Origin of the sequence: Microbulbifer weihaiensis (genome assembly GCF_048323715.1) — a bacterium.
Classification (GTDB): domain Bacteria; phylum Pseudomonadota; class Gammaproteobacteria; order Pseudomonadales; family Cellvibrionaceae; genus Microbulbifer.
Window position 1 is genome coordinate 160,187 of sequence record NZ_JBLWFL010000007.1, and the last position, 13,262, is coordinate 173,448.

The following is a 13,262-nucleotide window of genomic DNA, read 5'->3' on the forward strand; positions in this document are numbered from 1 at the left end:
AAAGAAAGGTGCCGGTAATTGGTGTTACAACCAGCAGGGCCTGGATCAGGGAATTTGCTACGCAAAGAAAGTTCCCGTCAGCTCTCCCAGAGTTTACTCCGTGGTAGGGCGCGACATTGATACCTATCAATATCGGGTTTTTGCCTGCAATGCACTTGAGTGTGGAGAAGCGAGTGATCCGATAACCATTAATGTTCAGTCAATACCTGCCCCGACGGTGTCTTGGCGTACACCGTCGAACGGCGCAGTGTTGAAAGAAGGTACTTCGCAAACATTGCGTATCATTGCCAGTGATGAGAGTGGCCTCGATATATCGGTCAAGCTCTACCGGAATACAATAGATTCTGCCAACCTACTCAATTTTCCTGTCGATATAGACAATCAATGCAGTGGCTGCTTCTATGCAAATTGGCCGTCGGTGCAGGTTGGCACAACAAAACTTATTGCCGTTGTAGAAAATAAAGCCGGGAAAACCACTATCGCATCAGTAAATATTTCGGTCAGCTCCAACACTCCTCCGCAAGTTAAGTTCGTGCCAGATGACCTACCGGCAGAGGTTGTTGCCGGGCAGACTGTCAATCTCGTTGCTGAAGCCAGAGATGACGAAGGGAATATCAGCCCGGTTGAGTTCTATGTCAGTGGAGCGCTGGTGGGTGTTGGGGTTGAGACTGATACTGGCTTGACTACTGGCTGGAAAGTATTCGAATTCCCATGGTCTGTTCCTGCTGCAGGTACCTATACGATTACTGCGCGGGTGACGGACGAGGACGGCATTGAAGCTGAAACCAATCAACAGGTACATTTCGATGCGCTGACTCCTCCGACTTCTCCCACCGTCATTAAAGTGGACGACCAACACGCGCCCTTCCCGGTTAATACTTCAGGCTTTTATACACTTACCTGGAATGAAGTCGCGGGTGCTACAGATGGCTATGTGATTGAAGAGCGTCAGGTAGGAATCGGAGGTGATGCATGTAGCCAGCAATACGATGCTAATTCCGATTACTGTTCCTCTACGGTCGGCTCCGATATTTCTTCCTGGCTACGACCCAATCAGGCACATGGCACATATATGTACCGCGTACGCGCTTGTAATGCGGCAGGCTGCGGTGAGCCGAGTGCAGTCTATACACAGGCAGTTGAACTTTTTGAGCCACAGGCGCCATCCGGCCTGTCCGTAAATTCGGTTCACGGTGAATTCGATTTGACCGGAGCCCTGAAATTCACCTGGCAGAAACTCGATGCGCAGCCTCTGCCTAATTACTATTTGTTGGAAACTAAGCGCGGTGGTGTTGATAGCGAGCAGGAGTGGAAACAGCTGGCTGAGGTATCCCACGCGAGTGCTGCCGAATTTCTGTCTGAGGAACTCTTGGTACCTGGCAGGTATAGCTATCGACTGAAAGCCTGCAATAGCAAAGGTTGCGGCCTCGCCGGTGAGATCATCACTGTCGATGTCCAGCCCCCCGCGTTGCTTGCCGCGGAGCCGTCGTGCGCAAACCAGTGCCTCAGAATAAGCGGTACCGGTCTCGATCCGGATAGCAGGTTTACGCTCACCGACATAGAGAGTGGCGTGCAAGAGTCGTTGGCGGAAAGCATGCTCATCTGGACATCGCCCACACAAGAGGATGCCACCACCTATGTGCAGCTCGCGCTCAGTAACGCTATGCGCGAAGTGCTGTTTGCCACACAGAAAAAAGGTTTACGAGTTTCTGTTGCGAATGGTAATGGCGAGCTGGCAGGTATCAACGCCTACGGTGATCAAACGGTCGAGCGCCTCAGCCAGATTGACTCAGCGCCAACGGTCGGCGCCGATGGCACTATCTATGTGGGTTCCGGGAACAAGGTATACGCACTAAGCCCGGAGGATGGCTCCGTTGTTTCCGGGTGGCCCTACACCACCGGTGATCTCGTCAAGGCCACGCCTACCGTCGATTCAGTCAGTGGCGATATTTATGTCGGATCGCTGGACGACAACCTCTATGCATTGACTTCCCTGGGGCTGGAGAAATGGCGCCTGAAGACCGGTGGTGACCTGGTTTCTTCCGCGGTGCTTGATGAAAACCGGATTCTCTACCAAGGCTCCATGGACGGCCTTCTGTATGCCGTTCAGTCGCAGAATGGCGCCGTGCAGTGGACCTATTCCGCCGGTGCGGGCATTGCCGAAACGCCGGTGTTAGCGGGTAACGGGACGCTGTACTTCACCACCGTTGCCAGCAGCGAGGTCTACGCGCTTGGCCGCGGAATTCTCGGCCAGGATCAGTTGGTGTGGGAAAGCAGCGACCAGTCGCTGCTGAAGGAATCGCTGGAAGATACCAACTGGCAACCGGCTGAGCACCAGCTGCCTGAATACCAGATGGCTGGTCGGCTTTACCGGCTGCTGTTGCAACCCCCTCTCAACCTGAGTCGCGATGTACTTACTTTCTGGACCTATGCGCTGGTCAATGGCGCAAGCACCAAGGAAGTGGCCAATGCGTTCCTGAAATCGGATACCGGCAAAGTTAATTTCTCGTCACAGCTCGGTTATGAAGCCTTTGTCGACAAGTTGTACGAGCGAGGTTTCCCAGGCCAAGCGTCCCCGGATCTCACGTTTGCCGGTACAACCTACAGCCGCGACGATTTGATCGCTGCGCTGTCAGCCGGCTCAAGCCGAGCGGATATTGCTGTAATCTTCGCACAATCAACGGAGTTCACTGCCCTAACGAACGAAGACCTGCGCCAGAGCTTCGACTACTTTTATATCCAGAATTACGAATGGGCGGTATTCAGCTGTGACGAAGGCGATGAATATACCCGGGACTGCGATGGTGACAGCCTGCCGGATTACTGGGAAATTCTATTTTTCGGTGACATCGAATCGGAAAACGGCGATACAGATGCAGACGGCGATGGACTGAGCAACCGCGATGCATTCCTGGCGAACCTGGATCCCTGTGCAAATCTATGCATAAACGGTGCGACCATTATCGAGCGCGATGCGGCACCGATGCCGACCCTGGATCAGGGCCTGATGAATGCATCCAGCATGATAGGAACCCTGCCCGGAAACTTCCGAGTGAATGAATCCGGCGCGGCGACTTACCAGATTCCCTTGAGTCTGCCGGCCGGCACCGCGGGTGTGGTGCCTGAGCTCTCGCTGAATTACTCCAGTCAAAATGGCAATGGGCTGGTTGGTCACGGCTGGGCGCTGGGTGGTATTTCGGCGATCACTCGCTGTCGCCAGACCCTTGGCCAGGATGGCAAGGCACGCCCGATTACCTGGAGCAGTGAAGACCGTTTCTGCCTCGATGGCCAGCGGCTGTTGGTCGTAGACGGTGAGTATGGAGCGCCTGGCAGTCTTTATCGAACGGAAATTGATAGCTTTGCTCTGGTGAAAGCACACCAGGGCAGCGCCGGGCACCCAGAGTTCTTCACGGTCGAACGCAAAGACGGATCCATCAGCTACTACGGTAGTGCCGAGGATGCGAAGCAGGATACTGGCAAAGGAACCCTGGGCTGGGCGATCAGTACCCTGGAAGACAGCGCCCGCAACCGGGTTGAATTCTTCTATGAGAGCACTGGTGGGCAGAAAATACGCGAGATTCGTTATGCATATAGCGACCTGTCTGGCGATCGACAAAGCAGTAACTATGGTGCCAGTGTGGTATTCGAGTACGAGGATCGCACGGATTACATCAGCGGCTATACCGCTGGCGAGTTCATGCAAACCTCTCAGCGCCTGCTCGAAATTAACATCAGGAATAACAATACGGAAGTTCGCCGGTATGAGCTTGAGTACCTTGATTACTCTGCGGACAACCTGAGTCGACTCGAGCGTATTCGTCAGTGTGTGGGAGCCCTATGCCAGCCCGATACCGTATTTGATTGGCGTCTGCCGCTACCAGGCAGCTTCGCCGCCACCCCCGCCGATATCGTGACTCTGAGTACGCAGAGGGACCGCGCTTCTGTTGGTACGCGGCCGGCAGATATCAATGGTGATGGCCAGATGGATCTTATCTGGCTGGAACCAGACTGGTATGACGATGGCTCCGGGGAGATCGCATTCCAGACCTTTAAATATGTTCTCGCTGAAAAAGATGGATTCGGTATTGAACGCACTGTCTATCGGGAAGGAGACAATACCTATCGCCCCTATGAGTGGCAGATGGTTGATTTCAATGCCGACGGCCGCGCAGATCTCGTTACCTACCTTCAGGACGACGAGCACTGGGGCGTGGTTCTTTCGACACCGGCAGCCGATGGCAACTGGTATTTGCAGGGTTTCCCGCGCCATTTGACGGAGTTGACCAATCGCCATGCAAAGTTTGCCGATATCAACGGAGATGGCTTGGTCGACTACGTTACTGGTAGCGAGTATCGCCTGCTGGAACCGCTGGGGGCTCCTGCCAGTAATAGCAATTACGGCTTTGGCCAAAGCAAGCCGGTTACCTTCGACATCAACTGGGACCAGGTCACCTGGAAAGGCCCGATGGGCGACGAAGCCACACCCGTGCGCGCCATTATACGCAGCGAGAGTGCACCGGCAGATTTCAACGGCGACGGCCTGGTCGATCCTTTCGCCAGTCTCTTTATGCGGGCCCAATGTCTTCCCGGAGGTATGACAACCGGCACGTGTGAATATTCGGCCGGAACGGCGATCGTTTTCTCTCGAGCGCTTGGCGAGTATGAAAGCAATATCTATCTCGGGTCTGTCGCTGGCGTAGAGGCTATTGACATCAATAGTGACGGTTTGCCGGACATTATTTATCGACAAGGCGCAACAGGCTATTACCGGATAAATACCGGCACAGGTTTTGAAGAAGCCGTTTCTCTGGGCGAACTGCCGTTAAACCGCCAGTATTTTGATTATGACAACGATGGCGATACGGATATCGTCTGGCACGATGAGGACGCCCACCGCCTCAAGGTGAGACGCTGGCGCAGCCTCGACCGAACGTTTGCGCATGCCGAATCTTTCCGCACCACCAGTGGTAGCGAAAATGCATTGCACCTGTTCACGGACATGAACGGCGATGGGGTCAGCGACTACATACGTGTGGAAGATGATCGCGCCTACCTGTATCGCGCCACCGATTTCCGGGTGCCGGTAAATGTGATCGACAAAATCACCAATGGCCTTGGCGCTGAAACGGATGTTACCTACGGTGCGCTGACGAACAGCGGCCACTATACCCGCCGCGATATAAACACCACGACGCAAAATCGCTGCGAGACCGCAAGCTATGGTGGAGTGTCGGATCCCAACTTGGGCGTTACCAGTGCCGCCTGGTGCCAAGATTACGCCGTGGCTGACCTGGCAGATTATTACAGCGCCCTGAACGATGATTGGTCAGATAAAGGCGGACTGGGCAAACTGTCCCCCACTCTTGAACTAATGGGCCCGATGTACGTGGTTACCGGTGTGGCCAGTAGCGCACCCACCGCAATCAATGTGGATGCCGAGGGCACCGCAGCAACCAGCAAAATCAGCTATTACTACGCCCAGGCCAAGGTGCAGGCCGGCGGCCGCGGGATGCTTGGCTTTGAGGAATTGCGTACTGTCGACGAACAGACCGGGACAGAAACCGTCACCAGCTACCGCCAGGACTTCCCGTTCCAGGGCTACCCGGTCAGTACCCGGGTGATTACCGCAGACGGTTTGCTGCTCAGTGAGTCCGTGAATACCTGGCAGCTCAAGCACGCCGATGGCAGCGCCTGGGGTGGTTGGGGCAACTACGACAAAGCACAGGGCAGCGCGCAACTGGGGCCATTGCAGCCGTGGCTGCAAACGAGTGTTGAGAAAACCTGGGCACTGGACAGCGTTACCGGAGACGAGCCGCTTAAAACCGTCACCACCACCAACGAGTACGACAATGCCGGTAACCCGGAATTGATCACGGTTGAGATGGTGGCGGAGAACGGCGATACCTTCTCTACCGTCACTGACAATGTGTATGACGATACCCAAAGCCTGAGCTTCGCCAATACCGACCACAACCTTTCCGGTTACCGGGAGTTGGGCCGCCTGACCCGGGTTAGTGTTACCCACAGCCGCTCGGAAAATGGTGAACTGAGTGAAGAAACCCGCACCAGCGCGTTCACTTACTACCAGAGCGGCGCCCAGTCTGGCCTTCTGAAGACGGAGGTCATCGAGCCTGATGCCGAAGGTGAAGATGCCAACCTGAAACTGACCACGTCTTACGAGTACGACGCCTACGGTAACAAGGTGAGTGTTGCCCAGAAAGCCGCTGATGTGACAGAGCTCCGCAGCAGCCACTGGGAGTACCAGGATAACGAAGGGCGTTATTTGCTGCGCGAAACCAATGCGTATAACCAGGTCGTCAGCGAGGTGAGCGCACGCAATACGCTCGGACTCCCGATTGCGGTCAAGGATGCCCTGGGTAATGAGTCCCAGATCCGTTACGACGCCTTCGGTCGCAAGGTACTGGAATACAGTCCCACCGGCGCACACACCATCAGCGTGCTGGCCGGCCCGTCCAGTCACTGCCCGGCAGGCAGCGCCTACCAGCAGTCGGTGAAAACGGCAGGCGGTGGCGAGTCGCTCACCTGTTTCGATGCGCTGGCGCGCACCGTGCGCAGTGCCACCCGTGGTTTCGATGGCAACTGGGTGTACGCGGATACCGAATACGACAAGCTCGGCCGCGTACACCGCAAGTCCGAACCCTACAGCGGCAGCCCGGGCAGCGCCCAGTACTGGACGGTAATGTCCTATGACATTCTCGGCCGCGTGGTCGGTACTGACCTGCCCGGCACCGTGAGCAACAACGGTACCGGTTACGATGTGCATATGGCCTACAGCGGCTATACCACCGTCACCACCAACCCGGAGGGGTACAGCAAAACCGAGGTGAAGAATGCCAAGGGCGAACTGACCCTGGTTAAAGATCACCTGCAAGGGGAGATCCGCTACCGCTACGACGCCCAGGGTCACCTGCGCTTCGTGAATAGAAAGGCCACCGACAGTGCCCTGATGCCGGAAACCGAAATGCGCTACGACCGCCTCGGGCGCAAAATCTGGATGTTGGATCCCGATAAAGGTGGCTGGCAGAACAAGCATTGGGAATACCGGTACAACGGTTTCGGCGAGCTAATCTCGCAGACCGATGCCAAAGGACAGGTTGTCGAAAACCAGTACGACAAACTCGGGCGCCAGACACTCCGTACTGACTACGATGCCCATGGCCAAATTTCCGGAAATACCGCCTGGTATTACCAGAATAACGGGGAGTCAGAGGAAGAGCTGGCGGCGTGTGACGGGGGTGAAAATGACGAGATACCACCGGGCGCCCTTTGCGGGGTAACTGACAGTGTAACGGGCTATACTCAGACCCCCAGCTACGACAGGCTGGGCCGCGTGGACATACAGTTCACCAGTCTTGCCGCCAATGATGATCACTGGGTCAGGACCACCTACGACGAATACGGCCGCGCACTTCAACAGTTCGATGCGGCTGGCGGTGGTAGCTGGCGCAGCAGCGTTACCGAAAATCACTATAACGCCTACGGCTACCTCGAAGCGGTGGTGGATGGTGAAAACATCAACCAGGCCAGTGCAGAAAGCTTCTACACCGTACTGGCCATGGATGCGCGCGGCAACGTCACTGAATCCCGCCAGGGCAATGGTGTCGTCACCCGTCGCCAGTACGACCCGGCCACCGGACGCCTGCAATACCAGTCGGCCTCTGTGCTCGGCATCAACCAGATCCAGGATCTCACCTATCAGTGGGACAACCTCGGCAACCTGGATTACCGTCACGACAATAGCGGCGACAAGGACCTGTTCGAAGACTTCGAATACGACGCCCTCAACCGACTGAAAAGTGCCCAGGTCACCGGGCGCGACGCGCAGACACTGGAGTACGACGGCTTCGGCAATATCAAGCGTAAGTCCGACGTGGGCACTTACTACTACGCGGATGCAGACAAGTGCGAAGCCATCGCAGGCCCGCACGCACTGTGCGCCACATCCGATGGGGTAACCTATTCGTATGATGCCAACGGCAATATGACCAGCGACTCTAGCGACTCCAGTAGCCGAAGCTTGAAATACAGCACCTTCGACAAACCGCTGGAAATCAAGAAAGACGGACACACCACGTCATTTGCCTACGACGTGAACCGCAGCCGCTACCTGCGCGTTGATATCGACAGCACCGGCAAGCGTACCGAAACCCGCTATATCGGCAATGTGGAAAAGATCAGCCGCTCCGATGGCAGCGTGGAGATCAAGCGTTACCTGCCCGGCGGTGCGGTGGTAACCATCGCCGGCGGCGCGCGTAAAACGAATTACCTGCACAAGGATCACCTGGGGTCGGTGGACGTCATCACCGATGCTAGTGGCTCCGTCATTCAGGAGATGTCGTTCGATGCCTGGGGGCAGCGCAGGCATGCACAGAGCTGGGATGCCCTGATCAGCTCAGCGCTCAGCGACTTTGACAGCAGTGTTACCACCCGTGGTTATACCGGGCATGAAATGCTGGATGAGGTGGGCCTGATTCATATGAACGGCCGTATTTACGATGCGCGGCTGGGACGTTTTCTGCAGGCAGATCCGTTTATTCAGGCTGCTTCTGATACACAGATGTATAACCGCTATAGCTATGTCCGGAATAATCCGCTGAATGCGACAGATCCAAGTGGATATTTTGTCTTCACTCTGGCTGCGGCGATTTATCTGGCTGCCGCTGAAATAACGACCGTTTGGATCGTTGGTTTGGTGATGGGGGCTGCGGGCTTCCTGGATGCCATGTCTCAAGGCGCCAGCTTCAAAGACGCCCTTAAGGCGGGCTTTATCCAGGGGGTATCCGCGGCGGCCTTCGCCGGCATTGGCCAGGGCAACTTTATGGGGATGGAGTTTGGTAATGTCCCGATAAAAGTGTTCGCTTCCGGCGTAGTCGGCGGGATTACCAGTGTGCTTCAGGGCGGCAAGTTCGGGCATGGGTTTGTAAGTGCCGGTATAGGTGCAGCCGTCGGAGCCAATAAGGGGCTTAAATTACAGTCCGGAGGTGGTTGGGCCAATGTAGGGCGCGCAGCCGTGCGGATCACGATCGCAGGGTCTGTTTCTCGGGCTACTGGGGGTAAGTTTGGGAATGGCGCGGCGTTTGCAGCTTTTGCTGTGGCTATGGAAGCCTCGGCATTACCTAAAGCACCACTAGACAAATCTAGGGGGCCAATCAAACAAGTAAATGAAAATGAGATGGTGCCAAACCAAAAACTTAAAGAAAGAATTTCTTACACTGAGATAGTGGGAGATGATGGAACTGTAGAAGAAATACGAATATCAGGAGAAATTTCTGTATCTACGGATGACCGGCTTCGAAAATATCAAGGAGATATTGTTAATACTCTAAATGATGGTTTTGACCATGAATTCATCGATGGAAATGGCGTGCGCCATGTCTTGGATTTAGATTTCTCAGCCGCCTCTGACGTTGGTGACGTACACTTTCAGAGAACCCTAGGTGCATGTCCTGGAAGGTATGCATGTGTAAATTACCCAGGACGATCAGTGGTCAATGTCGATAGTATCGGACTAATGACTGACAAGATTGGAATCCAACATGAATTTGGCCATGTTCTTGGCTTTTGGCATTTCTCTGAAGGAAGCGGAAATTTAATGAGTTATGACAGATATCCAAGTTACCAATTCGCAAATCAAAGGCTAATGGAACGTTACTATTATAGTGAGTGAAGCCATGGAAATTAGTGCAATTTTGGGTATCGCATTCATGCCCCTTATCGAACTTGATAACTTGGGAGGTGGATGCCGTGACATTCATGGTCCGTCATATTTGAAATCAATAAACGAAAGTTGGCACAAATTTATTGAAAGATCGAGTGAAGAATCATTTTATTATTGCGATTTAAAGCAATCGAAGCATGTTTCTAAAGTTTATGTTTTCCATCAGCCAGACCTGGTCGAGGGGGTTTGCAAGGGAGTTTTTGAGGTTTTATATTTCGAAAACCTTAAAAAATCTATGCCCTTTTCCCCCTTCGACAGGCAGTTAAATATGTATGTGGCAAATTTGGGCGGGGATACGTGCAATGAAGGCGAGGCTGTTTTATTGAGCGATAATATGTCCGGAAAAAATATTGCTGAGACATATGGCTTGATTAAAGATAGTAAATCAAAAGTAGCTGAAAAGTGTGGATTCACTAAAAGTAAAAAAATCAGTGTGGCCGGAATTATGATTGGTAGACCGTATACTTTTGAGCTCGATTCTAACCATATCTTCTATCGGCTTTATTTAGACGGAACTATTTGTGATGTGGGATTTACCGAAAAATCAGGGAATTTAGAGCTGACTGAATTTCATACATATATTCAGTAATAATAAATAACTGGGGTCAAAAAACTGGGGGTCAGAGCACAATTCTGTGTTTGCCTATTCAATCGGGCATAAATGCGAACCGGAACTGTCAGGGAAGACTGCTACAAGTTATGTCTGCCAAATAACAGCGGTTTTCTGGCGACCCAATTTAATTCTATGGAATAAAAATACATAAGATGGAAGCTTCGGGAAGATTTTTTTCATACACGCTTGGCCTGACCCTGCTACTTGCCGGTTGCGGAGGCGGTGGCGGTAGTTCGAACGCTGGTGGCAATGAACCGCTGGAGCCAGAACCATTGCCTCCGTCCGAGTTCACCGCCACCCCGCAGCAATTGCGCGAACGCATCGCCATCGACAGTCCTGCGGTGGAAATCACCCTGGAAAACACCCCTCTGCTGTCTGGTACTTTCTTCGAGTTCTATTCAGTCGCACAGAATCTCTATTACAACTATTTGTATGAAGAAGCCTGGGGCTTCAATCCGCTGGACATCTACAATGGCGTATTCCAATGCCGGCACGGCGGTACAGTAGAGCTGCGTTACTCCGCTGCCGATACGGTATTGTCAGCGTTTTATTTCGATTGTGTCGAAGAGCTTGAGGGTATCGAGGGACGTGCCATTCTGTCCGGCGCCCAGCGCCAGAGTTTTCTGCGGGATGAATCCGGCGAGCGCCTGGTACGCTTGGAGTACGACGATTACCGGGTAGCCGCCGAGGGCGATAGCCTGACCACGGATGGTGTTGTCGAAGTGATTGATTCCAGAGTCGATTCTCGCCCCGGCGATATACTGCTGGACTTGTCCATCCGCGACAGCAGCGGCCTCAATATCCGCGCGGAAAAGCTGCACTTCGATTTGTACCGGGACAATTATCGGGTTCACTTCGACAGCGCGATAGAAGCGCTGTCCGGCACCCTGGCTACTCCCGCCGGGAGTGTGGTGGTGACCGGCGCCGTGAAGGAACCTGACGACCCACTGCAAGTCCACCTCGCAGGTGCCACCGTTGCCAGTGCCAGCGCGCTTGTGGCTGGTATCTACCCCAACAGCCTTAACATGCTGCTCGGGTTTGACGGTGATGGCGACGGGCTTCGCGACAATACACTGTTCGCCATGTTCGATGAATTCGAGGAGGAGCCCTTTCTCCGCGGAGATTTTGCAACACCGGTGCTGCGCGGTACCAGCCTGGATCCGAATGGAGATGTGGAACAGCAAGGTCACAATCGCGTTGCATTTGATGTGGCGCCATTTTTTCGCGATCCGGGTGGCAACCTGCTTGAGTTCACACTGGAGCTGGTCCGCGTAGAGGAGGTACATGGTTCCGACCTGTCCGATCCGCGCACCGAATTGGCTGGAACCGCCGAATACCTGCTGGAGCAGATCCATGCGGGTCATTACCGTCTCACGTCCACGCTCGATCGCGCGCTGGTTGTCTACAGCTTTGAAGTGACCGCCCGGAACTCGCATGGGCAGACAACCACAGAGCCACTAGTGGTGGAGGTTCCCGTCTACCGGGATCAGGATGACGATGGCACGCCGGACATCTCTGATGACGATATCGACGGCGACGGCGTGAGCAATTATCGCGATCTCTGGCCCCGCGACCCCAATGAGTGGGAAGACACGGACGGCGATGGCATTGGCAATAATGCCGATCAGGACGACGATGGTGACCTTGTTGCGGATGGGGATGACGTTCAGCCCCTGGACTTCCTGTGCAGCATCGAAAGTGATACCAACGGTGAAGTGTGCTTGCATCGGGTATTGCTGACAAACGGTAATCCCGGGGAATGGAAGGTGGTTCGAGACGCGAGTTCTGTCACCTACTTCTGGGATCGGCCTACCACCCATCCCTGGGGCTTCTCTCTCGCCAGCGACGGGATACTCTATTACTGGAGTGCTCTATCCACGAAAATCTATCGGTGGGATGCAAACAGCGGGCATTTTCTGGAGTCGGTTCATTTTGATCATGACCGATTTAGCGACGAAGTACTCGGCGTAGTTAACAGGCTGGCCATCGCGCCATCACAAAATGCGGCGTATGTTTTCTTCGATACGATCCGAGGAACTGTTGACGTTACCAGGGTTGACTTGGCCGCGGGATTTGAGGAAACCGTATTCCTGAACAGGGATCAGGTTGCAGCCTTGGGTTTCGAACACAGCCGCTGGCTTGAAATGAAAGATCAAACGAAATCCGCGCTGGTAGTGGAAGCGGTGGACAACCATTCACGGGACTATGTGGCCTTTGGCCTGAATGGTGAAGAGCTCGACCGCCACACCAGTGAAGTCCCGGAAGCCTATGCTGCTGAAGACGATGATGTCGTACTCCGCCCCAGTCAGGTAGCCCCTTTCTGTACCTGGGGAGTGCATTTTGACGAAGTAACCAGCACCTTCATGGACGCTGGCAATGGGGATCCAGAGAGTGATCCCTGTACCAATACCCTTCTTGAGGCCGGCATTTGGCCGGTTATTTCCGCAGATGGTCAGTTTGCCCTGACCAGTGCCGGTATCATCGACCGCAACCAGAATCTTCTGGCGGAAATACCGGATATCTCACCGGCCAATGCTGTCTGGCGGGGACAAACTCTCTATCACCTCAGTGAAGAAGAAAATCGCATCGCGCGCTACGCTTCTTCTGGCGAAGAGCTGGGACATATGCCGGTTCCAGACGGATATGTACACAACCTGTTGAGCGCGGGTGATCATCTGGTTTATCTCGGTATCAACCGGGAAGACGAGCATGTATTGATATTGCGATACGAGGAAAAGTAGGCCGGCACACCCGGGGCACCCGAGACGCGCCAGCGCGGGAAATGGGGCGAAATTAGCCTCGCCTGAATGGATAAATATAGAATGCTCATGTGCCTCGAGCGATTCTCCCGAGCCATGGCGCCGGCCGCGATTCCGGCACCATATTCGTGAACACCGACCTGCCGGATAA

3 protein-coding genes are annotated in these 13,262 nt (G+C 54.2%); all 3 read left to right on the forward strand.

The features are described 5' to 3' along the window. Positions 1-532: 532 nt before the first annotated feature. The 3 genes from ACNKU7_RS10950 (at position 533) to ACNKU7_RS10960 (ending at position 13,093) form a co-directional block, all read left to right on the forward strand. Positions 533-9,688 carry an FG-GAP-like repeat-containing protein gene (locus ACNKU7_RS10950; protein ID WP_418297021.1) on the forward strand — a complete coding sequence of 3,052 codons (9,156 nt, stop codon included), beginning with the start codon at positions 533-535 and terminating at the stop codon, positions 9,686-9,688. Beyond that, complete coding sequence (locus tag ACNKU7_RS10955; protein ID WP_418297022.1) at positions 9,681-10,328, forward strand: hypothetical protein; 648 nt, start codon at positions 9,681-9,683, stop codon at positions 10,326-10,328. The genes ACNKU7_RS10950 and ACNKU7_RS10955 overlap by 8 nt, the downstream gene beginning before the upstream one ends. A gap of 296 nt (positions 10,329-10,624) precedes the next feature. Further along, positions 10,625-13,093: a thrombospondin type 3 repeat-containing protein gene (locus tag ACNKU7_RS10960; RefSeq protein WP_418297023.1), complete on the forward strand. Its 2,469-nt coding sequence runs from the start codon at positions 10,625-10,627 to the stop codon at positions 13,091-13,093. Positions 13,094-13,262: the final 169 nt, after the last annotated feature.